Origin of the sequence: Brevundimonas sp. TWP2-1 (assembly GCF_049897645.1) — a bacterium.
GTDB lineage: Bacteria > Pseudomonadota > Alphaproteobacteria > Caulobacterales > Caulobacteraceae > Brevundimonas.
The window spans coordinates 708,118-730,983 of the sequence record NZ_JAFCWR010000001.1 but is presented as its reverse complement, the minus strand read 5'-3'; the positions used below and the strand labels follow the sequence as shown (position 1 = coordinate 730,983).

Below are 22,866 nucleotides of genomic sequence, written 5' to 3'. Positions count from 1 at the left end.
GCCTCAGGACGCGCTTGGGTGGATCGCATCTTCGACCGCCAAACGATGCAGCAGCCGGATCGCTTCGCGCGGATCTGTCCGTGATGCTTCAAGAACCTGATGCATCAGGGGCGCGAAGGACGGCGTTAGGCGCGGCACGGACATCGACCAGTCCTGAAACAGGCGGGAGGTGACCTGGCCCTGCTGCACGATGGCGATTTCGCAATGTCGGCTGTCTGAATCCAGCCGTTGCATCAGGCGGTCCAGAGCCACGGCCGGTCCCTCCATTGCCTGGAAGAACCAGCCGTCGTCGAAGACGAGACTGCCGGTGATGTGATCGCGGCTGTTGTTCCGCTCGGACACAGCCAGAATGTCGGCGATCAATGCAAGAGACGGCTGGAGCGTGTTCGCGCGGCTACGATATGCCCAGCGCTCCAGCTTGATCACCTGCCCTGGAGGTGTGGGGATGAGAGGGCTCAACCGGCGGGCTCGGCGAAGGCGGTCGAGACGGACTTGTTCGAAGGCCGATCAAGCCGTTCCGAAAGCCGGCGATAGGCGGCCAGAGCCTGACCCACGACCTGGTCCATATTGTAGTAACGATAGGTCGCCAGTCGCCCGACGAAACTGACGTCCGGCCGCGCCTGGGCCAGCGCTTCGTAGCGCTTGTAGAGCGCCTGGTTCTCAGGGCGAGGCACGGGGTAGTAGGGATCGCCCTCGGCCGACGGATATTCATAGGTGACGCTGGTCTTCGCGTGGATTTGGCCGGTCAGGTGCTTGTACTCGGTGACGCGAGTGTGGGGCGTGGCCTCGTCCGGGTGGTTGATGGTAGCGACGGTCTGGGCGTGCGGCTGGTTCAAGGTAGCGTGTTCGAACCGCAACGAGCGATAGGGCAGTCGGCCATAGCGGTGATCGAAGAATTCGTCGATCGGGCCAGTGAAGACCAGATGTTCGACATCCACCTGTCCGGCGACCTCGCGATAATCGACGCCGGTGCGGACCTCGATGTTCGGGTGTTCCAGCAGGCGTTCGAACATGCGCGTGTAACCATCCAGCGGCATGGCCTGGAAGACGTCGGTGAAATAGCGGTCGTCGGTATTGGTGCGGGTCGGCACGCGCGCCGTGACGGACCGGTCCAACTCGGACGGGTCGAGGCCCCACTGTTTCCGCGTATAGCCGCGGAAGAAGGTCTCGTAGAGTTCGCGGCCGACCGCAGAGACCACCACGTCCTCGGAGGTCTTGATCGGCGAGACCGGCTCGGCGCGCGCTTTCAGCCAGGCCGCCGCCTCGGCGTCCCTGTTCAGCTCCAGACCATAAAGCTGATTTAGGGTGGTGCGGTTGATCGGGATCGGGGTCTGCTGATCGCCGACCTGGGCCAGGACGCGATGCTCATAAGGCCGCCAGCGCGTGAACCGCGACAGATAGGCGAAGACCTCGACCGAGTTGGTGTGGAAGATGTGCGGGCCATAGCGGTGGATCAGCAGGCCGGCGGCATCCAGTTCGTCATAGGCGTTGCCGCCGATATGAGGGCGTTTGTCCACGACCAGCACGCGCTTGCCGCCTTCGGACGCGAGCCGTTCGGCCATCACCGCGCCGGCGAACCCTGCGCCGACGACAAGCACGTCATAGTCGGTGCGTGGCCCGCTACACCGAATTGGCGCGCGGCTCTTCGCGGCTGAGGGTGCGCGGGTTCGCGTCACCCGGTCGAGCTGGGCGGTCATGCGCAGCAGGGTCTGGTCCCAGGACAGTTCAGCCAGCTGGCGATCGACCGCCGGAAGCCAAGCCGCCTTTGGACCACACGCAAGCGCGAGGGCGGCGTCGCATGCCGCGATGAAGGCTTCGGAGCTGTCGGCGATTTCGACCCCTGGCAGGTCGCCGTAGTGACGCACCACGTCGCGGATGGAGGTCGAGACCACCGGCCGGCCGGCCGCCAGATACTCCGGCGTCTTCGTGGGGCTGATGAAACGGGTCGACTCGTTCAGGGCGAACGGCATCAGGGCGACGTCCCACCCGGCGAGGATGGCGGGAAGATCGCCGTAGGCCGCGCTGCCGGGATAGGTCAGATTGGGCCGGCGCGGCAGGTCGCTCTCAGCGATCTTCACTACCGGACCGACGACGACGATCGACCAGTCCGGTCGCGCATCGGCCACGGCGGCGAGCAGACCCAGATCCATCCGCTCGTCTATGACGCCGTAGAACCCGAAAGTCGGACGATCGTCGCGCGGTGCTTTCATGTCGCGCGCCTGGCCGAAATGGTCGCGGTCGACACTGGAGGGGAAGGGATGGATGTCGGCGTGGAGGTGCTGCTTGGCCTCAAACAGGCTGTAGCCGCCGGTGAAGACCAGGTCGGCATTTGCGATCAGTTCCTGCTCCAGCGGTCTCAGGCCGGCTGGAGCGAAGCGGAAATTGGCCAGCTCATCCATACAGTCATAGACGACCGCGCCCGCCCGGATGTGCCGCGAGATCGGCAGCATCATGGGCGTGTAATACCAGAGCACGGGAAGATGGACGCCGCGCGCCGACAGCAGATCGTCCAACAGGTTGCGCAGGCGGGATTCCACCTCGGCTGGCGACAGGCCCTCGGGCAGGATCGGGGTGGCGACTGTGACGACGCCGGGCTGGTCCGACGTAAGGCGCAAGGCGGCTTCGGCCGCAGGCTCGAAGATCGGCTCCTCGACGTAGATGACCGGCCGTGTGGCGGCGAGCCGCGTCATCAGATGTTGCGGACGCTGGAAGACAAAATCCCAACGCAGATGCGAGAAGCAGACCACGGTGGGATGGCTCGTATCGTCCTGGCGAAGAGGAATGACCGAGGTTGTGGGATCCGGAGCAGCCATGGACGAGTCTTTCAGCAAGAGGGAATGGGGGTCTGAAGCGGTTGGCGGGAGTGCAGTCCGGCGGGCGTCGAGGGTCAGTCGCGCCGGTTCGGTCCACCAGCCCCGCACGGGAGCCGTGGCGGCCTCGCCCGCAGCAAGGGCGGCGAGGAAGTCGGCCAGCGGGGTCGGGACAGGCGCGCCCTTGGACACGTCGAATGCGCCCGCCTCATAGGCATGGTCCGGCCCGACCAGCAGTCGGTCCCACCCCGCCGAGCCAAGCAACGCCCAGACAGTGACGGCCTCGACCGGAATTCCGGATCGGCGGGCGGCGCAGGCAGCGTCCCAGCACTGGGCCAGCCAGGCGATCTGTTCGTCGGCGCTGCAGCCGAGATGGCATTCGGTGACGGCGACCGGACGGTCGTAACGCTGCGCCAGGTCGGCAAGCGCCTCGCCCCAGCGGGGGCGCCAAGTCTCCAGCGCGCGGACGGTCTCGATGTCCGCATAGGCCAGTTCGCCGTTTCCGCCGTGGCTCGCGGGCGGATGAAACTCAAGTCGGTGATCAAGAAACCGGTCGCTGGTGACGTAGGCGTTCATGCCGATCAGATCGGCCGGACAGGGGGCGTCGCACAGCCGATCCAGCCGCTCGGAATGCCCCATGTCATCCAGCAAGGGGCGCAGCGGGTGGGCCGCGTCCACGCGACCGGCGAGCAGATCCCAGGTCATGTAGCGCCGCAGGTTCTCAAACTCCGCCTGGGGTTCGCATGGCGGGGTCGCCGTCGCCTGGCCGAAGTCCTCGGTCTGGATCAGTCGCACGTCGGGCGTGACGCTTCGAATGGACGTCATAGCGGCGGCGGTTGCGTCGATCTGGTTCAGAAGCGCGTTCCAGAACGCTTTGTCGTCACGCTGATGCGGGCTCCAATGACCGTACAGGCAACTGAACCGCGCGGTGGTCAGGGGCTCATTCACCGGGGTCCAGTCCCGCACCCACGGATAGCGCGCCGCGACGAGGCCGGCGAAGGCCGCGAGGCCTGTCGCGAATTCCGCCGTGGTCAGATCGGCCCAGACGGGCCCAGAACCGTGATGAACCAAGCCGACGATGGGCCGAATTTCGAGGTCTGCCAGCCGGGACATATAGGCGTCCGCCCAGGTCCAGTCGTAGTCGCCAGGGGCTACCTCGACCCGTTCCCACAACAGGGGGGCGCGCAGGACCCGAAGACCCAAGGCATGGAATTGATCAAGGTCCGATAGTCGGTCGTGATGGCCCGTCATCCGTATCTGGTCGATGACCTGGTCGCCAACCCGGTTGACCGTGCACTCCACGCCGCCCCAGATTTCCGGCGCGGCGGACGTCAAGATACGACCACGGCGAGCTGCGGGCGGAAGCCGAAGCGGGGGGCGCGCCGCCAAGCCACAGCGCTGGCCACAATGGCCGACAGAGAGGCGATATGTGGGTGCCAGCCCAGCCTTTCAGCGGCCTTGCGACAGTCCGCGACCAGCGCGGGAGGGTCGCCAGCACGTCGTGCGCTGATCTGGTGCGGGGAGGGGCGCCCGGTCGCCTGTTCCACGGCGGCCAACACCTCGAATACCGAATGGCCCCGTCCGCCGCCGAGATTAAACGCCGCGAAGCGCTCGCCGCTCAATGGCAGGTCCAGCGCCAGACAGTGGGCCCGCGCCAGATCGGAGACATGGACATAGTCGCGCAGACAGGCGCCATCCGGCGTCGGAAAGTCGGCGCCGAAGACCGTCAGCGCCGGACCGAGGCCAAGCGCGGCTTCAATCGCGAGGGGGATCAGATGACTTTCGCAGCGATGGGCCTCGCCCAGGTCGCCGTCCTCGTCCGCGCCTGCGGCGTTGAAATACCGCAGGGCGACACCTTCCAATCCGTAAGCGCTGGCATGGGCGGCGATCATACGCTCGGCCGCCAGCTTGCCGTCGCCATAGGGATTGATCGGGAGGGTCGGCGCGGACTCCGCTAGGCGTTCCTCCACCGCGCCGGTTGGCTGACCATAGACGGCCGCGGTCGAGGAGAAGACCATCCGGCGGACGCCGGTCTCACGCATTGCCCACAGCACTGCGGCGACACCGTTGACGTTGATATCCCAGAAGGGGGCGGGATCTGCGGTGGAGCGCCCGACCTCGATCAGACCGGCGAAATGGATCACGCCGCTGATCCCGTAGTCGTTCATGACTTCCACGAGATGGTCGCGGTCTCGCACGTCGCCGACCACCAAAGGCCCCCACTGGACGGCCGCGCGATGCCCGTTGCTGAGATCGTCATAGACGACAGGCGTAATGCCGGCCCTATGCAGGGCTTTTGCGGTGTGCGCACCAATGTAGCCGGCGCCGCCGGTTACAAGCACCGAACGTGAAGTTGTCATGAGGGCTCCTGCCAAAGGAGCGCCACCACAAGGCCTACGTTCCGAAAGTCAGGTGTCGGTCACAGCCCGGGGCAGCGTTGTAAGATTAAGTCGGCGGGCCACAACGTTGTGAGGCCAGTGAATCTCAGGCGATAGCCACCATATGGCTGAGAAAATGTCGTTGGGCGTAGAAGGTGTTGTAAGTCGCGGCGTGGGTGGTGAGGAAGCGCTGGGCTGACGCCTGGGATTTGAAGAGCTGCTGCTGCCGGTCTCTTCGATGAATCGGTAGATGGGGTTTCTCCGCGCGATTGTTTGCTGGCGCGCCGTCAGATTCGAACCGAGGGGCGGCATCCGCCCCGCCGATCGTCGCTGAGCGGAAGGTGTGTTAGCCCGCTTCGACCGAAACCTGGGCGCCGACCCCGTCGGTCTTGCCGGCCAGGCCGGGCACTTCGTCCAGTTGGCGAAGGCTCGTGAAGCGACCACGCTCCTCGCGATAGCGAACGATCTCGAAGCCATGACCACGCAACCCCTCGACGCCGTCAAACTCGTCGGCGGTCGCCGTGTTGAGGTCGATCATGTGTCGCCGCCCTCAGCGGATCCTGTGGGTCGATGTCCGAGGGCGAAATCGATGGCTTCGATGTCGACCTTCAGCTTGACCAGGTCGCGAATGCGTTCGTGATCGCCCGAATTTGCCGCCTCGACCGCCGTCGGCCAGACCTGGGTCTGGAGGTCCTCGCGGATCGCGTGAAGTCGGGCGGCGACTGCCGCGTTGTCGGCGGTCATGGGGTGCTATTTCAGGTCGGCGATCGCCTCGCCGGCCTCTTCCTCTTCAAGAAGGGCTGCGTTGGCAGCGTTGGCGGACAGCCGGACTTGGTTGCCTTCGATTTCGGCGACCAGACCGCCGGAGAGATAATGGTGGTGATCGCTGTGTGATCCGCTGTCGGCCTTGGTGAGCTTGATGCGGTCGCCTTCGACCTTGTCGACCGTGCCGAGGTGGACGCCGTCTGCGCCGATGACTTCCATATGGGCTTTGATCTGTGAGAGGTCGGTCATGGCGGATCTCCTTGTGACTGCGACAGCTAACGGAGACCGGCGCGCGACGTTCCCGTGTGTTGGAAGTCCGGGGCGTCGTCACCTTTATCACCCCGGCTCTGACCAGGCCGTGCCGATGTCACGGTCAGCAGGCGAGGGTCGCGTGGGAACGCTTCGCCACGACCGTGGGCGATGTCGTGCGGGCGTTGCGAGATGTCGAGCTGATCCAGGGTCCGTTCCAGCGAATGGCGCTCGGGGTGTTGCAACGGGCGCGTAGGCGCCCAGATCATGGTGGGTCGCCGATGGGCGCGACAGACGGCGACGCCGTCAGCGGCCTCCATCTTTGGCCTCGACAAGGACCCTTCGCCATGACGCTCACCGCCCGGGAATTGCGATCGACAGTCGATGAGGATGGCGGCTTGACGCTGACGCTCGAGGACGTCGTGGTGGACGATCCCGCCCCCGACGAGATTATTGTCCGGGTCGAGGCTGCGCCGATCAATCCCAGCGACCTTGGTTTGCTGCTTGGCCCAGCGGACGCCGCTTCGGTCCGTGCGGAGGGTTCCGAGGGTCGGCCTCGCCTTCGTTTTGACATCCCTAACGCGCGTCGCGGCGGGGTCGCGGGCCGGATCGGCCAGTCGCTCGCCGTCGGGAATGAAGGGGCGGGTACGGTCGTCGCCGCCGGTGACCAGGCGAAGGATTGGATCGGGCGTCGGGTCGGCATGATCGGCGGCGGCATGTACGCCGATCTGAAAAAGATCAGGACGCGCGACGCGCTACCGATCCCCGAAGGCGTGACCGCGGCCCAGGGTGCGGCCCTGACCGTCAATCCTATGACGGCGCTCGGCTTCGTCGAGACCGCCCGCGCCGAGGGGCATTCCGCAATCGTTCATACGGCGGCCGCGTCTAGTCTCGGCCAGATGCTCCAGCGGATCTGTGCGCGCGACGGCGTGCCGCTCGTCAACATTGTGCGCTCCGACGATCAGGTCCGACTTCTGAGAGACATGGGTGCGACCCATGTCCTGAACAGCAGGGACGAGGATTTCCCGACGCAGTTGGTCGCCGCCGTCACCGAGACCGGGGCGACGATCGCCTTCGACGCCATCGGCGGCGGTGAACTTGGCGGCGACATCATGCGGGCGATGGAGAAGGGGGCGGTCAACCGGATGACGGAGTACAGCCGATACGGCTCCGCACAGTTCAAACAGCTCTATGTGTACGGTGCGCTCGATCCGTCGCCTATGATCCTGGACCGGCTCGCCTTCGGCTTCCAGTGGAGCGTCTCCGGCTGGCTCCTCACACCCTTCCTGCAAAAGGCCGGAGCCGAGACGACGGCACGGCTGCGAAAGCGCGTCTTCGATGAGCTGACGACCACCTTCGCCACGCGCTACACCCGCACGATCGGTCTGGCGGAGGCGCTCAAGCCTGAGGTTCTGCAGGCCTATGAGCGCAAGGCGACCGGCGAGAAGTTCCTGATCGATCCGACCTCGAACTAGGATGCATTCCCGACGGCGCGCTCCAAAAGCACATCGCGCCTCTCGGGCGTCTCTCCGCCAAGACGCCGAACCGGGCGCCGATCGCTTCGGCGCCTGGTTTTCCGAGCGCCTTTTCGGCCAATGCGGCCCCTGACCCTCATTGTGGTGGCGATGGGGACGGCCGACCGTTTCCTTGACCGCGCACGAACAGGAGATTTCTGATGGACCTTGGGATCAAGGGGCGGATCGCCCTCATTTCCGGCGCCGATTCCGGCATTGGCAAGGAGACCGCTCGTCTTCTGCTGGAGGCCGGCGTTCGGGTCGCGCTGACCGACAAGCCGGATGGCACATTGGACGAGGCCATCAGGGAGCTCTCTCCCCTGGGAGAATGCATCGGCGTGACCGGCGATGTCACCAAGGCCGAAGAGGTCTTGCGCCTCTGGGCGGAGGTCCGGGACCGCCTCGGCGATCCCGACATCTACGTCAACGCCGCGGGTGTGACAGGGGCGACGGGAGACTTTCTCGAAGTGGACGACGCCGGTTGGCTGGAGACGCTCGATATCAACCTGATGGGCGCCGTGCGGATGTGCCGGCAGGCCATCCCGGCGATGCGCCGCGCAGGGTGGGGGCGCATCATCCTGTTCGCCTCCGAAGACGCAGTGCAGCCCTATGTCGACGAACTGGCCTATTGCGCCTCAAAGGCCGGCATCCTGAGCCTCGCCAAGGGTCTGTCCAAAGCCTACGGCTGCGACAATGTCCTAGTGAACACCGTGTCGCCCGCCTTCATCGCCACGCCGATGACCGACGCCATGATGAAGAAGCGCGCGGAAGAGCGCGGCGAATCCTTCGACGAGGCGATCAAGAGCTTCTTGAAGGAAGAGCGCCCCGGCATGACTCTCGATCGCCGAGGCAAACCGGAAGAGGTCGCCGCCGCCGTCGCCTTTCTGTGTTCGGAGCGGGCCAGCTTCATCAATGGCGCGGGCCTCCGGATCGACTCAGGGTCGGTCGCAACCATCGCCGGTTGATCAGGCGAAGAAGAAGCAGATCGGCGGCGGGATTGTCCCGCCGCCGATGTCTTGATCAGGCGACGCCCATGCCGCCGGTGACGCCGAAGACTTCGCCGGTGATGTAGCTGCCTTCCTGGGACGCCAACAGGACATAGACCGGGGCGATCTCGACCGGCTGGCCCGGGCGCCCCAACGGCACCTGTTCACCGAATTTCATCACAGCCTCCTGCGGCTGGCCGCCCGACGACTGCAGCGGCGTCCAGAACGGACCGGGCGCGACGACGTTGGCGCGGATGCCCTTCTCGATCAGCTGTTTGGCCAGGGCCTTGGTGTAGGCGACGATCCCGGCCTTGGTGGTGGCGTAGTCCAGCAGGATGGCGGAAGGTTCATAGGCCTGGATTGAGGCCGTGGTGATCACGGAGGCGCCCGCCGGAAGGTACGGAACCGCCGCCTGGGCGATCCAGTGCATGGCGTACAGATTGGTCTTCAACGTCTTGTCGAAGTCCTCGGACGTGACCTGGGAGATGTCCTCGCGATACTGTTGGCGCCCGGCGTTGATGACCAGAATGTCCAGTCCGCCGAGTTCCGACACGGCTTGTTCGACCATTTGTCGGCACCAGCTTTCGTCGGTGATGTCGCCTGGCAGATCGATGGCCTTGCGGCCCTCGGCCTCGATCAGGGCGATGACTTCTGCGGCGTCCTTACGCTCGGACGGCAGGTAGGACAGGGCCACATCGGCGCCTTCGCGGGCGTATGCGATGGCGGCCGCCCGGCCGATGCCGCTGTCAGCGCCGGTGATCAGGGCCTTGCGGCCCTTGAGCTTTCCAGCGCCTTGATAGCTCTCCTCGCCATGATCCGGTTTGGGATCCATTGCGCGGGCCTCTCCCGGAACCGGTTGGGGTTGGCGGGGGAAGGGCGGCTTCGGATACTGCTCGCGCGGATCCTGCAGCGTCAGGCGGTCAGTCATGGAAGGTCTCCGTTTCGGGGGTGGGGGAGGGGGGCTGCGCCTTGCCGACGGCGGTCAGCGCGGTCAGGTGGGCGAGGTGGCTGAGGCCCTGAGGCATATTGCCAAGGTAGGCCCCGGTATTCGGGTCGATCATTTCCGTCAGCATGCCCCAACGGCCGCCCAAGGCTTCGCGCAGGCCGTCGATGCGGGCGCGCGCCTTGTCCGGCTCGCCCAGCGTCGCCCAGGCCTCGGCGATCCAGAAGGAGCAGGCGATGAAACAGCCTTCCTCGGCCTCCATGCCAGTGTAGCGATAGTGGAAGACGCCGGCGCCCAGTCGCTGGTCGAGCGCCTCCAGGGTGGACCGCAGCCGGTCCGCGCCGTCGAACCGGAACCGCACGGCCAGGGCCAGGGCGGCGTCCAGCTTGTCGCTGCCCGGATACATGACGAAGGCCTGAAGGGGTTCTGACCAGCAGTTGTCCTCGACCCAGGCGAAGATCCGGTCCCGCTCCCGGGACCAGCGGTCCCGGCAGGTCGTCGGTAGCTGTCCTGCGTCGGCCAGCTCGACCGCGCGGGCCAGAGCCTGCCAGCAGCTGATCTTGGACATGGTGTAGTGCTGCTCGTCCTCCAGCTCCCACATGCCGGCGTCGGGCTGACGCCAGGCGTCCGCGCACTGATCCGCCAGTTCGGAAAGCTGCTGGGCGCTCGCGCTGTCGAGGATGTTGCCGCAACCGACGAAACGCGACGCCGTCTCGAAGATGTCGCCGAAGACGCCATGCTGGGCCTGATCCGCAGCCCGGTTGCCGGTGACGACGGGACGCGAGCCCTGGTAGCCCGGCATGTCCCAATGGGTTTCCGGCGGCACGATCTCGCCGTCCAGACTGTAGCAGACCTTGGCGCCGTGACGCTTCAGCTGCATCAGCAGCCAGCTGAAGGCGGCTTTGGCCTCCGCCTGGGCTCCGGCCGCCAGAAAGGCCTCGATGGTATAGCCTGCATCGCGCAGCCAGGCGTAGCGGTAGTCCCAGTTCTTTTCGCCGCCCAGACGCTCGGGCAAGGAGGTGGTGGCGGCGGCGGCGATGGCGCCGGACGGAGAGTAGAGCAGAAGCTTCAAGGCCAGGGCGCTGCGGATGAAGTCGTCGCGATAGAGGCCGGGACAGTTCAGTCGCGCCGCCCAGTCCCGCCATTCCTGATCTGACAGATCGATCCGGGCGTCGATCTCCGCGATGGACGGCGCGACCAGCGGCTCGTCGCGGCCTGCGACGATGGCCACCGTGCGACGTTCCCCCGCGCTGACCGCGATCGTTCCGACGATGCCTTCATCGGACCATTCACACGCGATGCGGGGATCATGGATGAACAGGCCAAGGACGCGCTCGACATGGAAGACGGTGTGGTCGCCGATTTTGGAATGATAGGGGTTGGCGGTGTCGCCCCGGCGCCCCGGACGCATCTCCAAGGCGAAGGTCGTTTGGCCATCGAGGCCCTCGATCCGGCGGGCGAGTTCGCACCAGGGCAGCCGCCCAGCGGTTCCGCTGTTGAGACTCTCGGTCAGGCGGGCGCGACCCGTGGCTGTGGTGAATTCGGTTTCGAGCACATTGCTCTCGGGGCGGTAGCGGCGCGTAGCCGTGAACGGCCCAATCGGCGAGATCGAGAACCGCCCGCCGTCTGGGTCAAGGAGGCGGTCGAAAAGCGGCGGCGCGTCGATCGCCGGCACGCACCACCAGTCGATGCTCCCGTCCAGCGCGGACAGGGCCACCGTTCGGCCTTCCCCCAGAACCCCATAGTCTTCGAGCGCGGCGTATCCATCGGGGCGGAGCGCTTCCGAGGAACGGCCGGGGTGGGGCGTGAAGGCCGTCGTGATCATCGTTTGGAGGATCCGATCGCGAAGCCTGTCGCCGCGGCGAGGCTCGCTGCCGCGCCGCAAGCCGCCCACTTCAGACCTGCGACCTGACGACTGGAGATGAAGCCGACCCAGGGCTTCACCACCCGCCCCGTGTCAGGTCCGTCGATCGCCGCGGGTCCTTCCTCCGGGTGGTCGAGATTGCCCAGGCGGGGGAGTTGAGCGTCGCCCTGTTGCGCCGCGATCATGCCTGCCGCCTTTCGGTCGGCCAACGCCGGCGTCAGGGTCTGGGCCAGCCCCATCAGCCAAGTGGACCGTCCGACGAAGACTTTGCGGCTGGGCCTCTGGACGGCCGACCACACGGCCTCCGCGCAGAGACGGGGATCGAACAGGGGGTCAGGGATGACCTGCGCCCGATCGGTGCGATTGCGCGCCCACAGGGGCTGGGGCGTATTGACCGCAGGGAGGTAGACGGTCGTCAACGTGATCTTCGAAGCGGCGGCGATGAGTTCGGCGCGAAGCGCCTCGGTGAAGCCGTCAACGGCCGCCTTGGCGCCGCAGTAGGCGGCCTGCAAGGGCGCCGGTCGGAGCGCGAGGCCCGAAGAAATCTGGATGATCGCGCCCCGATCCACCGGGCGCATGGCGCGGAGCGCCGCCCGCGTGCCGTAGACTTGCGACAAGTAGGTGGTTTCGGTGACACGACGATAGTCGGCGTCGGTCAGGTCCTCGACACGGCCGATCACCGTCGACATCGCATTGTTCACCCAGACGTCGATTCCACCGAACATTTGGGTGACCTCGCGGCCCACGCGCGCGACGAACTCAGGATCCGAGACGTCGCCCGCCAGGCCCATGGCGCGGCCGCCGGAACGTGTCAGCAGACCCACGGCGGTGGCGAGACGCTCGGCCTGTCTGGCGACGACCACGACTTGCCAGTCCGCCTTGGCGAAGCGCTCCGCGACCGCCAATCCGACGCCGGCGCTAGCACCCGTAATGACGATGACGGACATGGCGATCCTAAGGACTTTTCGTGTGGAACAGTGATTGCGGCGCGCGCCACGATCAGGGAGGGCTGGGACAACGGAGGGCTGTTGGGAAGGTTGCGGCGAGAGGGGAAACCGATCCGGGAATCGGGGCGCGTCGGGGTCGCGCTTACGACGGCCACAGACGGCGATCTGACCTTGTCTTCCTCCCCGAGAAGCCAAAGGGACGCCAAGTTCTCTTGCGACGGCAGCAGGTCGCGCTGAGTGCTCAGCGGGTGCGCCGCAGATGACCATCTCGGGATGACTTTTGCCTGACGGCTATCGGGGCGACGCGACTGGCGAACACCCGGCCGGATGCCGCAAGCGGGTTTTGCGAGCCGCGGATCTCAGAACGGAGAGACTGGCGCTAATGGACAAGGCGAGTCGTCCGCTGTCGAGCGCATGGCGTTTAGCCTGGCCCTAGGCTTGAAGACCGCAACGCGGGCGACGGCGTTCGCCTGTCAGGCCCGGGCCTTTTTCAGATCTGCGGCAAGGGCCTTTCGGCTCCGCTCGTGATCGGTCTCAGCACGTCGCCTCTCGGTCTCCAGGGCCGCCTGGCGCGCGTCGAGATCGGCGAGCGCGGACTGATGCGTTTCATCCAGGTCGGCGAGCGCCGCCTGCAGGGTTTCGATTTCGGCGCGCTTGGCCTTGGAGACTCCCACGGCCTTTTTCGGCCGCGCCTTGCCGATCTTGCCCACGTCGATGGCGAGGCCGCGGGTGATGACGTCGCCGGGCGAGGCGAGCGCCGCCTCATAGTCGGGACCGCCAGTGAGCTGGCTGGCCAGACCCGTGGCGAACAAATCCTGTTTCGACCCCCAGGCGTCCAGCGCCTTGGGCCGGGAACTGGCGGCCACGGTGAAAGCATGAAAGCCGTCCGACCAGGTAAAGACCTTCAGTTTCGGCGTCATTTCAGTCGATGAGGCCCCGCCGTTGCATGGCGATGATCGTGGGGTCGGTCAGGGAAGCGATCACCTCCATGTCGAAGGCGTCCTCGGCCTCCATCTCATCGGCGAAGGCGCGCGGCGCGTTCGTCCGCAGGGTGAGAAGGCGCCACGACGACTGGAGTCCTTTCTGTCGATCGGCCAAGTGCTCGACGCGGAGAAGCTTCACGCCGGCGCGCGATTTGACGAGGGTCTTGCGTGTTTCCATGGTCCAATCCTCCCGAACCAGAGCCTGACACGGCGTTATGCGATTGTGGAGTCGGTACCGGTCCGAACGACCGTTTCGTGTCGTGCGACCCAGACGGCCGCCTCCGGAAACAGGGGCGTTCCTTTTTCAGGATCGGATCCGAGGCATGGCGATGATCTCGCGGCGGCGGTAGGTCGGATTGCCAGGGCCAGTCAGGCCCTCCGGGTGGAACCTCCACGTCGGCCCGAGGCTTTTCCGAAGCAGGTGAAGACCTGATGGACTGGGAGAGGGCAAATGGCTGGCGGTTGGACGCGGGATGGGGCGGTCCTCGATCAGATCGAGGACACGGTGCTCGACGGCGTTCTCAATGCGCGGGCCCGCATCCCGATCGGCGAAGGCACGCCGGACTGCGTCGAATGCGGTGAGGAGATTCCCGAGGCCCGACGCAAGGCGATGCCCGGCGCGACGACCTGCGTGCACTGTCAATCCGGTCGCGATGGCCGCATCGAGCATTCGGCGATCAATCGCCGGGGGAGCAAGGACAGCCAGTTGCGATAGATTGGACGCTGAGGCCAGAGAAGGGGTCGAACGGCGTTGATCCGGACCGTTCTGGGCCGGTTCGGCGGCCTTCCGGGAGAAGCACGTCCAACCGGGTGAAGGAGAAAGGAAGGCTGGCGGCGGGCGCTCCGTGGTGGAGCGGCAAAGGAGACCGCCATGACCGTCAAGCCCGATCCAGCCTCCGATGGTCGTCCCCGCGACGTCGCGGGCAAGGTCCTCTCGATCTCGATTCCCGAGTGCGAAACCCGGGACGATCACAGTCTCCTCGCGCTGATTTTGGGCCGGTCCCAAGGCGATCCGGATCAGTTGGCGGGCGGACCTCCTCGCGCGCTTCGGCAGCCTGGCCGCCGTGGCGGCGACGGACCCGTCGGAGTTGACGCGGCGGTTCCTGATGGGGCCCGCCGCCTTGTCCGACCTGAAGGTTCTGCGCGAACTGGCCGTGCGGCTTGTCCGGGTCGAGGCTTGCCGTCGCCCGGTCATCACTTCCTGGAGCGCGCTCCAGGCCTATGTGCGGGCGGCCATGGCGCATCTGCCCAGGGAGCAGTTCGGCCTCTTCGTCGTGGATCGCGTGTTCGACCGGGCCGAGCTGCGTCTCGGAGACCGCCGGCCTCAGGTGGTCGTGCTCCGCCGGATGCCGGGAGCGCCGACATGAACGATATGAACCCGAACCCGCAGTCCGCTCCCGAACCGTCTGTTCGCGACAAGGAGCCTCCGCCGGGCCTGTCCGCGCGCGCGCCTCGACCTCGGGCCGTGCGGCTGCGCGGCTCCGTGGTCAGGCTGGTGATGGTCGGGGGCGTGGTGCTCGTGTCCGGCGCCCTGGCCTGGGCCTTTGTCGTCCAGCCGGAACTGCGCGTCGCGGCACGGGACCGGGCGGGCGAAAACCATCGTGATGAGGCGCGCCGAAACGTCCGGCCTGCGGATGCGGTCGCTGACCAGCCCGCCTCCTATGATCGACTGCCGCCTGCGCGCACGGCCCAGAACCAGGGCCCGACTGCGTCGGCTGGAACGCCCCCGCCTGAGGCGGCGCCAAGGGCCGTGCGTTACGACGCGCGGCCGGCGGCCTCGGCGGCGAGCCCCCGGGCGCTCGCCGCCCAGTCCAGCCTCTTCTTCGCCGAACCGGCGGGCGGGGGCGTGAGCGGGCGATCGTTCGCGGCCTCGCCCGAGCTGGCGACCGTAGGATCAGGCCGCCGGGAGGGGCCCGGCGTCAGCGCCGCCTACAATCCCCACCGGCTGACGGCGCCGGTCTCCCCTTACGAGCTCAAGGCGGGAGCCATGGTGCCGGCTGTGCTGCTCACCGCGATCGACACCGCGCGGCCTGGCCCCGTCGTCGCGACGGTGACGCAGAATGTCTTCGACACGATCTCGGGACGATATCTCCTCCTGCCCCAGGGGACGCGTCTGATCGGCGCGGCGGAAGGCGAGAGCCGCTACGGCGACCGGCGGGCCTTCATCGCCTGGGAAAGGATCATCCTGCCCAATGGCAAGAGCCTGTTGCTGGAGTACGAGGCGGGCGTCGACGCCCAGGGCGCCGTCGGGGTCCGCGGACGGGTCGATCGTAGGCTCTTCCCGCTGGCGCTCGGGACCTTGTTCGGCGGGGCGATCACCGCGCTCGGGCAGGCGGCGCGGGACGGCGATCGCGGCGGCGGCCTGCTGGGCGACGCCGGAGATGCGGCGGCGATCGAGGGCGCGCAGGTCGGCGGCCGGCTCGTGGACCGCGAGCTGAGCGTCCGCCCGAGCATCCGGCTGGACGCCGGCGCCCCGGTGCGGGTGATGATCACCCGGGACCTGGTTCTGGAGCCGTACCAGCCATGACCTCGCCATCCGCTGTCCTGCGGCCTTGGGCGGCGCCGTCGGCCTGGGTCGGGCTGGTTGCCGGCCTAGGTCTGGCGGCCCATCACCCGACGGCCGTGGGCTTGATCAACGAGAGTCCCAGCCTGCCGCGAGGCCTCTACGTTCGGGATTTCCACGGACAACCGTCGCCCGGCGCGATCGTCGCCATCCCTCGGCCGGATGTGGCGCGCGCCTATCTCGGCGATCGGGGCATGCCTGCGACCGTCCTGCTTATCAAACGGGTGGCCGCACACGAAGGGGATCGCGTCTGTCGGACGGCAGGGCGGGTCGTCACGCCGGAAAGGACTGTGGTCGCAAGCCTTGTGGACCGCAACGGCGCGGCCTTGCCGCAGTGGCGGGGTTGCCGTGTGCTGGAGGACGGCGAACTCTTTCTGTTGGGGGACACGGCGGAGAGCTTCGACAGCCGGTATTTCGGGCCGGTCCACCGACGGCGCGTGACGGGCGTGTATCGGGAGGCGGTGCTGTGGTGAGGCGGGCCATCGGTGCGGCTTTCGTCCTGTCGTTCGTCAGCCTGGCCTCGGGCGTTGGCGCGGCGCGGGCCCAGGCCGTCGATTGGTCCGCCGCCGGCGGCGGCCTGTTCGGCGTCGCGCCGGACGAGGCGGACGCTGTCGCCGGACTGGGAGGACATGGCGACAGGGTCGCCGCGCTCAACCAGCCGTATCAGGCGGCTGTCGAGGAGGCGGCGCGGCGTCATGGCCTGGACGAGAAGCTCCTCCACGCGGTCGTCATTGTGGAAAGCGCCTATCGGCCCGAGACCTGCTCGGTCGCCGGCGCCTGCGGCCTGACCCAGCTGATGCCGGGGACGGCCGCCGACCTTCAGGTCCGGGACCGCTTTGCGCCGGAGGAAAACCTGCGCGGCGGCGCCGCCTATCTGGCCCAGCAGATGGTCCGGTTCGGCGACGTGAGGCTGGCCCTGGCCGCCTATAACGCGGGTCCCGCCCGGGTCGCGCGGGTCGGACGGATCCCCGACATCGCCGAGACCCGCCAGTACGTCGCGAACGTTTTGGACTGCTACCTCGCCCTGGCGGCGGGACGCAGGGTGTTCACCGTCCGGCAATGCCGAGCTCAGGGCGGCGTATTATGACGACGGAACCCCCTGGCTCGGCCCTGGAGGAGGGCGCGCTCCTGACGCGCGCCGAGGCCTCCGCCTTCCTGGCGCAGCGCGGCATCAGGCTCAAGCCGGCCACGCTGGCGCGGCTATGGTCGACCCGGTCCGACGGCCCGCCGTGCCGCCACGTTCGGTCCAAACCGCTGTATCCCCGCAATCTGCTTGAGGCCTGGGCGGCAAGCCAGGTGTCGGAGCTTCGCACCGGCGCCCCGGCCGCAGCGCAGGGCCGTCGCCGTGGCTGACCGACGGCCGGACCGATCCGACGTCCCGGATCTCTTCACCGGCATCCCGGAGGCGGCGAGGGGGCGCATCGTCACAGGGGTGATCCTGGAGCGCCTAGAGGCGCCGACGCCGGATCGGCCTTCAAGAGGGCGGACGACCGCGATCCGGTCACACAACTGGGGCCTTGAGCCCGGCGGTCCGGAGGACCGGCTTCTGCCCTGGCCGGAGGTGCGCAAACTCGTCGGCTTCAGTCGGACGACGGCCTGGCGCATGCAGAGGGCGGAACTGTTTCCCAGGCCTGTCCCGGTGTCCCCGGGTCGGGTCGGATGGTGGGAAAGCGAGCTGAACGCCTGGAAACAGGAGAGGCGATCCGCCGAACCGGTGACCGTCCGGCCGCCTGGCGATGGGCGGCGTTTCAGCCCGCCGAGCGCGCCGCGATTGCCGGGCATGCCGAGATCGACGCGGGCGCTGCCGGCCGCCCCGCCGCCGATGCGGTCGGTTTCGCCGCCGCTTCCGCCGCCCGCTGCCCCGGCGCCGATCCCTCGACGTCGGTCGCGGGGTCCGGATCCTGCCCAGACGGACTTCGGCTTCTAGCTTACGTCGTCACCTCGGGTCTGGCTGTCGATCCCGAGATCATCAGCGCCTTCATCCCGGGGTCGCTGATCCGGGTCCCCTCCGTCCATGGGATATCCCAAAGCGGGTTCACTCGGTCAGTCGCTGCAATCGACAGCGCGAGACGGTCTAGGTCCGCGACGCCAGATCGCGATACGGCTCGCCTCGCTCGCCCGCCTCCGCGCGGGGCAGGACCCTGGAGACAACGCCCGCGCTCACCGCGACCTTGATGTCGCGAATACGGATCCCGTCGACGATGGTCTTGGGTTTCGCGACCGGCATGTCCGCCAGTCCATCGACCCATGCGTCGGATCGGACCTCGATCAGACCGGGTCGCCCATCGGCGTCGTCGCCGGCTGCGGCCTGCATTGCGTCCAGGGCGTCATTCAGTTCGTCAGGCGTCATACGGTCAGCCTTTAGGCCGAGTCGTTCAGAGCGTCGCCAGCGCGCCGTCTGGAAGGGCGCGCTGTAGGACACTGGCTTCCGACCAGGGCGCCGTCATCCAGGCTTCGATCTCGTCTGCCGCCGTCAGGATCACCGGCATGGCTTTGGGGTGGATCGACTTCACAGGCTCGCTGGGATCGGTCGTGAGGAAGGCGAACAGGTCGGCCTGCTCCCACCCCTTCTTAATCTTCCGCACGCCCTCCCAGGCCGGGAGGTGGATGCCGGCGAAGAAGGCTAGAGGGTCAGCGTCGTCGCCCGCCAGCTTGAACCACGCAGGCTGGTACTTGCCGGCGGCGTCGCGGCCGGGTTCGCTGAAGGCGGTGAACGGGACGAGGCAGCGGTGCGACGGCTCCAGCCATCGCTTCCAGTGAGCGGAGCTGGTGTTGCGGACGTTGGTCGTGCCGCTGTCCGGCTCCTTATTCAGCAGATCCTGGAAGTCGAATTCCGTCGCCTTGGCCCGAAGTCTGTCGGCCCGCTTGGTCGCGGCCTCGTAGATCGCCTTCGATGACGACGGCATTCCCCAGCGGGACAAGGCGAGTTCGCGAACGCCATCGCCGGCTGTCCTGACGATCGGGGCGGGGTAGTCGGGATAGACGTCTCCTGGCGCCAGGTTGCCCACCGTCGAGCGCATGGCCTTGGCCATGTCCATGATGGCCTGGGGGCCGGAGCGCTGGCGATAGAGGTTGCACATGGCGCGACGCTCGCACGACAAACCGGCTTTGTGGAGTCACCTGAAAGCGGACTGCCTCTATGTCAGTTAAGGGTGGAAAGCGGACTCTAGATCATGCAGCCCGCATTTCCCCGGCGTTTAAGAACGGCGTCACCGCCGCCATCGCACGCTGGACGTATTCTGCCTTCTCGCCGACAGGCGCGACGTAGTGGATAGCTTCTTCCGCGTCACCTGGGGTCGCCAAGCGCGCAATCATCCAAGCGGCAAGATATTGGGAGGCAAGGCAGCCACCGGCGGTTGCGACATTTCCGTGCGCTGCGAATGGTGCATCTACGACATTGATGCCCGCTTCGATAACCCAAGGCTTGGTCGTTAGATCGGTGCAGGCAGGTAGGTCGCCGATCAGCCCCAGCTTGGCCAATAGAAGCGTGCCAGAGCACTGAGCGCCGATCAGCTGACGCGTCGGGTCCAGTGGAAGGCGCGACAGGAACATGGGATCGGCGGCGTAATCGCGAGTCTTGATCCCACTGCCAATAAGAACCGCATCGGCGTCAGCCAAGAACTCCAGCGGCTTCTGGCGCTGGATCGTTACCCCAGCCATTGAGATGACCTGCGGCGTAGGACAGGTGATGTGGGCCGCCCAACCCTGTGATTTCATCCTGTTCAAGATGCCTGCCGCGATGAAGGAATCCAGCTCGTTGAATCCGTCAAGGGTTAGGATAGCGATCTGCATGACTGGCTCAGCACGAAGGATGAGGAGGAAGACGGCACCTTGGCCAAGTTACAATGCCGTCTCAAGAGCGGACACTCCAAATGCCCGATTTGGGTCGAGAGCCGCCAAAGGCGTCGCACCGAAAAGCGGACGTTCGCAAGCTCAGACGTCAAGGCCGAATGGCGACCATCCGCCGCTCAGTAAATGACCGTTGCTGGCCCGTTGCCGGCCCTAAGGTGCAGACGACGACAGGTTGTATCTAAGGGGTATTCGGCGAAATCGCGAACCCAGGTCCGCCTGAAGACCTCATCTGGGTCAAGGTAACGTTCTCAGTCGTGTGTGCGCCGGATCCATGAGCGCCAGAAGGGCGAAGCTGGCCAGCCAATGCTCGCCCATATAATCGCCGGTGACGTGGGGGAGGGCGGCGTCGAGGTGGCGTTGGGCCGCGGTTGCGGCGACGGCGTGAAGCGGAGCCGAAGATGAAATGGCGGCCGCGATGGCCCGCCAGCACCAGCCGCGGCTTAGGTTCAAACCGTCGAGGTGGGCGATCTTGCCGTCGGTGCGGTCGCTGACGCGGGCCGGCGAAATCAGGGTCGCCGGTTCGCCTTCGGCGAGGCGCGGCAGGAAGGCGTCGAACCAGGTGCGGTACTCAGCGGCCGGCATGACCCGCCGCATCAGTTCCGCCTCCATCAGGGCCGGCGACAGGAACTCGTCCTGGGACGGCTCCCAGGCCTGGCAGTCGCGGTCGTTTGCGTGCCAACGCAAGGCGGCGTCGCGGCATGCGGCCGCCAGATCGGCGTCGTGGGCGTCGGCATAGTCTAGCGTCAACCGCAGGGCGAAGGCGGTGTTGTAATGGGTCCCGACCCGCACCGGATAGTCGGCCAGCGGCAGGAAGGCCTTGAACCGTTCGGCGAAGACCTGGGCCAGGGGACGCAGGATCTCGAACCAGCGGCGGCCTTCATCCGTGTCATGGCGACCCAGTTCGGCGCTCAGCATCAGCAACCAGGCCCAGCCGTAGGGACGTTCGAACCCACGGGCTTCCGGTCGGTCCAGATAGGCGGCTTCGCCCGCCACATTGGCTGGTGTGAACAGGGCGTCGGCCGTGGCACGAACCTGGTCGGCCTCGGCCATGTCGGGATGCAGGCGATAGAGGGTGAACAGGGTCCACCAGCCGTGAACGCACGAATGCCAGTCGAAACTGCCGAAGAAGATCGGATGCATGTCACGCGGGGTGCGGGCGTCCTGCGGCCCGGTCAGCACATGCATGATGTGGTTCGGATACTCCCGCGTCACATGGCCCAGGGCGGTGGCGGCGAACCGGGCGGCGAGGGCGGCGTCGAGGTTTTGCATCATGTCAGAACCGGAAGGCGAGGAAATACATCAGCAGCATATTGGCGATGAGCATGATGGCGGCGGTCGGCAGCTGGGCGCGGATGACGCCGTTGAGCGGCGCGTTGCGGTCGGGCAGTTCCAGCAGGTTGGCGGGCACGACGTTGAAGTTGGCCGCCATGGGCGTCATCAGCGTCCCGCAGAACCCGGCCAGCATGCCGATGGCGCAGACGATGGCGGGATCGCCGCCGAACTGATGCACCACGATGGGCAGGCCGATGGCGGCGGTCATGACCGGGAAGGCGGCGAAGGCGTTGCCCATGATGACGGTGAACAGGGCCATGCCCGCGCAATAGGCGAAGACGGCGAGGAAGGCCGAGGTCAGGGGAATGACCTGAGCCACCAGATCGCCCACCACCTGGCCCACGTCGGCGGCGAGAAAAACGGCGCCGAGGGAGGCCAGCATCTGCGGCAGAAGCGCCGCCCAGCCGATGGAATCCATCAATCGACGCCCTTCCTGAACCGGAGTCATGACCGGCGGTCGGAACCAGACCATGGCGACGACCAGCGCCACGACGCAGCCCAAACCCAGCGAGATCAGGGTCGTTTGCACCGGCGAGATCAGCCAGGCGGCGGCCGGCGTGTATTTGGCCAGAAGCGTCCCGCCGACGGCCACCAACGGCACCATCAGGGCCGGCACGAACAGGGCGTTGCGCCAGCGTGAGGCGCTGACCTGGCGCTGCTCGCCGGTGGTGGTGACGGGCTTGCCGACGCCCAGCCTGCCCATGGCGCCGATCACGACCAGGGCGATGACCAGCAGGCCATTGCCGAGGCCGCCGAGCCATGAGCCGAACAGTAGGGAGATGGCGATCAGGCCCCAGAAGAGGGCGCTGCGGAACCGCGTCGGGTTCAAAGGATCGCGCAGGCTGAGGATTGAGAAGGCCGCAAACATCAGGCCTGTCGCCACATAGGCGTGTTCCAGGGTGATCATCGCCCCATCCCCGTCTTGGGCTCACCGTCCTCGACGACGTCGGGCACCGTCATGTCCTTTCGCACCTGACGGTCGAACATCAGCAGGCGGGCGCCGTGCACCAGCAGGGCGACGACGGCGGTGGGGATGGCCCACAGCGAAACGTGCAGGGCCTCCACCCGTACGCCGGCCTGCTCCAGGAAGCCGACGATTAGGACGATGGAGCCGATGGCGATGAAGATGTCCTCGCCGAAGAACAGGCCGATGTTGTCGGTACCGGCCGCCATGCCGCGGATTCGGAACCGGGCCTTGTTCGTCAGGGGGCCATGTTCGGTCTCGGCCGCGCCCTCGGCCATGGGTGCGATCAAGGGCCGGACCATCTGCGGGTGCCCGCCCAGCGAGGTCAGGCCCAGGGCCGAGGTCGCCTGGCGCACGATCAGATAGATCAGCATCAGCCGACCGGCCGTCGCCGCCTTGACCTGGGTCACGAGATCGCGCGCCCGTTCCTGAAGTCCGGCGTGTTCCAACAGGCCGATGACCGGCAGGACCAGCCAGGTGATGTGGAAATAGCGGTTGTCGTTGAAGGCCTCGCCGAACCGGCTGATGGTGTCGATCCCCGCCATCAGCAGGGCGCGCGCATCGACGCCCGGTCCGACCGCCGCCAGCACCCCGGTCGTGATCGCCGCGACCAGGATGACCACCAGCGGATTGATCCGGGCGACGAAGCCCACGACCACGACCGCGATCCCGATAAGCACCAGCATGGTTCATCCCCCTCGATACGGAGGATCGCG

The 22,866-nt window shown here is 66.9% G+C and carries 26 protein-coding genes and 1 pseudogene; 9 read left to right on the top strand and 18 right to left on the bottom strand.

Annotation, left to right across the window (positions count from 1 at the left end; translation table 11 throughout):
• Positions 1-3: 3 nt before the first annotated feature.
• From ACP7BH_RS03790 to ACP7BH_RS03760, 7 genes and pseudogenes are all read right to left on the bottom strand, one after another.
• Complete coding sequence (locus tag ACP7BH_RS03790) at positions 4-459, bottom strand: BLUF domain-containing protein (RefSeq protein WP_426043328.1); 456 nt, start codon at positions 457-459, stop codon at positions 4-6.
• Positions 456-4,145 (bottom strand): UDP-galactopyranose mutase, encoded by a 3,690-nt coding sequence (gene glf / locus ACP7BH_RS03785; RefSeq protein WP_425983589.1) that lies wholly within the window; start codon positions 4,143-4,145, stop codon positions 456-458. Before glf ends, ACP7BH_RS03790 begins: the two co-directional genes overlap by 4 nt.
• The gene (galE, locus tag ACP7BH_RS03780) at positions 4,142-5,170 is read right to left on the bottom strand and encodes a UDP-glucose 4-epimerase GalE (RefSeq protein WP_425983591.1); all 1,029 of its coding nucleotides are present in this window, start codon (positions 5,168-5,170) and stop codon (positions 4,142-4,144) included. Before galE ends, glf begins: the two co-directional genes overlap by 4 nt.
• Positions 5,171-5,318: 148 nt before the next feature.
• Positions 5,319-5,462, bottom strand: a pseudogene (locus ACP7BH_RS03775) (IS6 family transposase); the annotation flags it as partial.
• 72 nt (positions 5,463-5,534) lie between these two features.
• Positions 5,535-5,726: a ComEA family DNA-binding protein gene (locus ACP7BH_RS03770; RefSeq protein ID WP_425983593.1), complete on the bottom strand. Its 192-nt coding sequence runs from the start codon at positions 5,724-5,726 to the stop codon at positions 5,535-5,537.
• Positions 5,723-5,932 carry a hypothetical protein gene (locus tag ACP7BH_RS03765; RefSeq protein WP_425983595.1) on the bottom strand — a complete coding sequence of 70 codons (210 nt, stop codon included), beginning with the start codon at positions 5,930-5,932 and terminating at the stop codon, positions 5,723-5,725. Before ACP7BH_RS03765 ends, ACP7BH_RS03770 begins: the two co-directional genes overlap by 4 nt.
• Positions 5,933-5,938: 6 nt before the next feature.
• Positions 5,939-6,202: a DUF2171 domain-containing protein gene (locus ACP7BH_RS03760; protein ID WP_159845519.1), complete on the bottom strand. Its 264-nt coding sequence runs from the start codon at positions 6,200-6,202 to the stop codon at positions 5,939-5,941.
• Between the two features lie 398 nt (positions 6,203-6,600).
• Here ACP7BH_RS03760 and ACP7BH_RS03755 point away from each other — a divergent pair, with 398 nt between their 5' ends.
• Entirely contained in the window at positions 6,601-7,677 is a 1,077-nt protein-coding gene (locus ACP7BH_RS03755) for an NADH oxidase (RefSeq protein ID WP_425983597.1), read from the top strand.
• A 200-nt stretch (positions 7,678-7,877) separates the two neighbouring features.
• Entirely contained in the window at positions 7,878-8,681 is an 804-nt protein-coding gene (locus tag ACP7BH_RS03750; protein ID WP_425983598.1) for an SDR family NAD(P)-dependent oxidoreductase, read from the top strand.
• 55 nt (positions 8,682-8,736) lie between these two features.
• Here ACP7BH_RS03750 and ACP7BH_RS03745 read toward each other — a convergent pair whose 3' ends face one another.
• The 5 genes from ACP7BH_RS03745 to ACP7BH_RS03725 all read right to left on the bottom strand — a co-directional run bounded on the left by ACP7BH_RS03745 (position 8,737) and on the right by ACP7BH_RS03725 (position 13,617).
• Positions 8,737-9,630, bottom strand: coding sequence for an SDR family oxidoreductase (locus tag ACP7BH_RS03745; protein WP_425983600.1), 894 nt, complete (start codon positions 9,628-9,630; stop codon positions 8,737-8,739).
• The gene (locus ACP7BH_RS03740; protein WP_425983602.1) at positions 9,623-11,470 is read right to left on the bottom strand and encodes a glycoside hydrolase family 15 protein; all 1,848 of its coding nucleotides are present in this window, start codon (positions 11,468-11,470) and stop codon (positions 9,623-9,625) included. Before ACP7BH_RS03740 ends, ACP7BH_RS03745 begins: the two co-directional genes overlap by 8 nt.
• A complete protein-coding gene (locus ACP7BH_RS03735) occupies positions 11,467-12,456 on the bottom strand; it encodes an SDR family oxidoreductase (protein ID WP_425983604.1) in 990 nt (329 codons plus the stop codon). Before ACP7BH_RS03735 ends, ACP7BH_RS03740 begins: the two co-directional genes overlap by 4 nt.
• Positions 12,457-12,929: 473 nt before the next feature.
• The gene (locus ACP7BH_RS03730; RefSeq protein ID WP_425983606.1) at positions 12,930-13,268 is read right to left on the bottom strand and encodes a hypothetical protein; all 339 of its coding nucleotides are present in this window, start codon (positions 13,266-13,268) and stop codon (positions 12,930-12,932) included.
• Positions 13,269-13,377: 109 nt separating this feature from the next.
• On the bottom strand, positions 13,378-13,617 hold the full coding sequence (locus ACP7BH_RS03725) for a hypothetical protein (protein ID WP_425983608.1): 240 nt from the start codon (positions 13,615-13,617) through the stop codon (positions 13,378-13,380).
• Between the two features lie 273 nt (positions 13,618-13,890).
• On the opposite strand from ACP7BH_RS03725, the gene ACP7BH_RS03720 reads away from it, so the two are divergent.
• From ACP7BH_RS03720 to ACP7BH_RS03690, 7 genes are all read left to right on the top strand, one after another.
• Entirely contained in the window at positions 13,891-14,154 is a 264-nt protein-coding gene (locus tag ACP7BH_RS03720; protein WP_425983610.1) for a DksA/TraR family C4-type zinc finger protein, read from the top strand.
• A 373-nt stretch (positions 14,155-14,527) separates the two neighbouring features.
• Positions 14,528-14,806, top strand: coding sequence for a hypothetical protein (locus ACP7BH_RS03715; protein ID WP_426043327.1), 279 nt, complete (start codon positions 14,528-14,530; stop codon positions 14,804-14,806).
• Positions 14,803-15,966 (top strand): TrbI/VirB10 family protein, encoded by a 1,164-nt coding sequence (locus ACP7BH_RS03710; RefSeq protein WP_425983614.1) that lies wholly within the window; start codon positions 14,803-14,805, stop codon positions 15,964-15,966. Before ACP7BH_RS03715 ends, ACP7BH_RS03710 begins: the two co-directional genes overlap by 4 nt.
• A complete protein-coding gene (locus ACP7BH_RS03705) occupies positions 15,963-16,475 on the top strand; it encodes a S26 family signal peptidase (protein WP_425983616.1) in 513 nt (170 codons plus the stop codon). Before ACP7BH_RS03710 ends, ACP7BH_RS03705 begins: the two co-directional genes overlap by 4 nt.
• A complete protein-coding gene (locus tag ACP7BH_RS03700) occupies positions 16,472-17,089 on the top strand; it encodes a lytic transglycosylase domain-containing protein (protein ID WP_425983617.1) in 618 nt (205 codons plus the stop codon). Before ACP7BH_RS03705 ends, ACP7BH_RS03700 begins: the two co-directional genes overlap by 4 nt.
• Positions 17,086-17,355 carry a hypothetical protein gene (locus ACP7BH_RS03695; protein WP_159851504.1) on the top strand — a complete coding sequence of 90 codons (270 nt, stop codon included), beginning with the start codon at positions 17,086-17,088 and terminating at the stop codon, positions 17,353-17,355. The genes ACP7BH_RS03700 and ACP7BH_RS03695 overlap by 4 nt, the downstream gene beginning before the upstream one ends.
• Positions 17,348-17,929 (top strand): helix-turn-helix transcriptional regulator, encoded by a 582-nt coding sequence (locus ACP7BH_RS03690; protein WP_426043326.1) that lies wholly within the window; start codon positions 17,348-17,350, stop codon positions 17,927-17,929. The genes ACP7BH_RS03695 and ACP7BH_RS03690 overlap by 8 nt, the downstream gene beginning before the upstream one ends.
• A gap of 147 nt (positions 17,930-18,076) precedes the next feature.
• Here the strand turns inward: ACP7BH_RS03690 and ACP7BH_RS03685 are convergent, their stop codons facing one another.
• The 6 genes from ACP7BH_RS03685 to ACP7BH_RS03660 all read right to left on the bottom strand — a co-directional run bounded on the left by ACP7BH_RS03685 (position 18,077) and on the right by ACP7BH_RS03660 (position 22,836).
• On the bottom strand, positions 18,077-18,352 hold the full coding sequence (locus ACP7BH_RS03685; protein ID WP_425983619.1) for a hypothetical protein: 276 nt from the start codon (positions 18,350-18,352) through the stop codon (positions 18,077-18,079).
• A 25-nt stretch (positions 18,353-18,377) separates the two neighbouring features.
• Entirely contained in the window at positions 18,378-19,082 is a 705-nt protein-coding gene (locus ACP7BH_RS03680; RefSeq protein ID WP_425983621.1) for an SOS response-associated peptidase, read from the bottom strand.
• A gap of 91 nt (positions 19,083-19,173) precedes the next feature.
• Positions 19,174-19,794 (bottom strand): DJ-1/PfpI family protein, encoded by a 621-nt coding sequence (locus ACP7BH_RS03675; protein ID WP_425983623.1) that lies wholly within the window; start codon positions 19,792-19,794, stop codon positions 19,174-19,176.
• Positions 19,795-20,088: 294 nt separating this feature from the next.
• Entirely contained in the window at positions 20,089-21,126 is a 1,038-nt protein-coding gene (locus ACP7BH_RS03670; protein ID WP_426043325.1) for a DUF2891 domain-containing protein, read from the bottom strand.
• A gap of 1 nt (position 21,127) precedes the next feature.
• Positions 21,128-22,093 (bottom strand): DUF979 domain-containing protein, encoded by a 966-nt coding sequence (locus ACP7BH_RS03665; protein ID WP_425983627.1) that lies wholly within the window; start codon positions 22,091-22,093, stop codon positions 21,128-21,130.
• A complete protein-coding gene (locus ACP7BH_RS03660) occupies positions 22,090-22,836 on the bottom strand; it encodes a DUF969 domain-containing protein (protein ID WP_425983629.1) in 747 nt (248 codons plus the stop codon). The genes ACP7BH_RS03665 and ACP7BH_RS03660 overlap by 4 nt, the downstream gene beginning before the upstream one ends.
• Positions 22,837-22,866 lie beyond the last annotated feature (30 nt).

Bases quoted from the DNA above. Each gene is read 5' to 3' on its own strand.
- galE (WP_425983591.1), bottom strand. From the start codon at position 5,170: ATGACAACTTCACGTTCGGTGCTTGTAACCGGCGGCGCCGGCTACATT.
- ACP7BH_RS03770 (WP_425983593.1), bottom strand. From the start codon at position 5,726: ATGATCGACCTCAACACGGCGACCGCCGACGAGTTTGACGGCGTCGAG.
- ACP7BH_RS03765 (WP_425983595.1), bottom strand. From the start codon at position 5,932: ATGACCGCCGACAACGCGGCAGTCGCCGCCCGACTTCACGCGATCCGC.
- ACP7BH_RS03760 (WP_159845519.1), bottom strand. From the start codon at position 6,202: ATGACCGACCTCTCACAGATCAAAGCCCATATGGAAGTCATCGGCGCA.
- ACP7BH_RS03750 (WP_425983598.1), top strand. From the start codon at position 7,878: ATGGACCTTGGGATCAAGGGGCGGATCGCCCTCATTTCCGGCGCCGAT.
- ACP7BH_RS03745 (WP_425983600.1), bottom strand. From the start codon at position 9,630: ATGACTGACCGCCTGACGCTGCAGGATCCGCGCGAGCAGTATCCGAAG.
- ACP7BH_RS03740 (WP_425983602.1), bottom strand. From the start codon at position 11,470: ATGATCACGACGGCCTTCACGCCCCACCCCGGCCGTTCCTCGGAAGCG.
- ACP7BH_RS03735 (WP_425983604.1), bottom strand. From the start codon at position 12,456: ATGTCCGTCATCGTCATTACGGGTGCTAGCGCCGGCGTCGGATTGGCG.
- ACP7BH_RS03725 (WP_425983608.1), bottom strand. From the start codon at position 13,617: ATGGAAACACGCAAGACCCTCGTCAAATCGCGCGCCGGCGTGAAGCTT.
- ACP7BH_RS03720 (WP_425983610.1), top strand. From the start codon at position 13,891: ATGGCTGGCGGTTGGACGCGGGATGGGGCGGTCCTCGATCAGATCGAG.
- ACP7BH_RS03710 (WP_425983614.1), top strand. From the start codon at position 14,803: ATGAACGATATGAACCCGAACCCGCAGTCCGCTCCCGAACCGTCTGTT.
- ACP7BH_RS03705 (WP_425983616.1), top strand. From the start codon at position 15,963: ATGACCTCGCCATCCGCTGTCCTGCGGCCTTGGGCGGCGCCGTCGGCC.
- ACP7BH_RS03695 (WP_159851504.1), top strand. From the start codon at position 17,086: ATGACGACGGAACCCCCTGGCTCGGCCCTGGAGGAGGGCGCGCTCCTG.
- ACP7BH_RS03685 (WP_425983619.1), bottom strand. From the start codon at position 18,352: ATGACGCCTGACGAACTGAATGACGCCCTGGACGCAATGCAGGCCGCA.
- ACP7BH_RS03680 (WP_425983621.1), bottom strand. From the start codon at position 19,082: ATGTGCAACCTCTATCGCCAGCGCTCCGGCCCCCAGGCCATCATGGAC.
- ACP7BH_RS03675 (WP_425983623.1), bottom strand. From the start codon at position 19,794: ATGCAGATCGCTATCCTAACCCTTGACGGATTCAACGAGCTGGATTCC.
- ACP7BH_RS03670 (WP_426043325.1), bottom strand. From the start codon at position 21,126: ATGATGCAAAACCTCGACGCCGCCCTCGCCGCCCGGTTCGCCGCCACC.
- ACP7BH_RS03665 (WP_425983627.1), bottom strand. From the start codon at position 22,093: ATGATCACCCTGGAACACGCCTATGTGGCGACAGGCCTGATGTTTGCG.
- ACP7BH_RS03660 (WP_425983629.1), bottom strand. From the start codon at position 22,836: ATGCTGGTGCTTATCGGGATCGCGGTCGTGGTCGTGGGCTTCGTCGCC.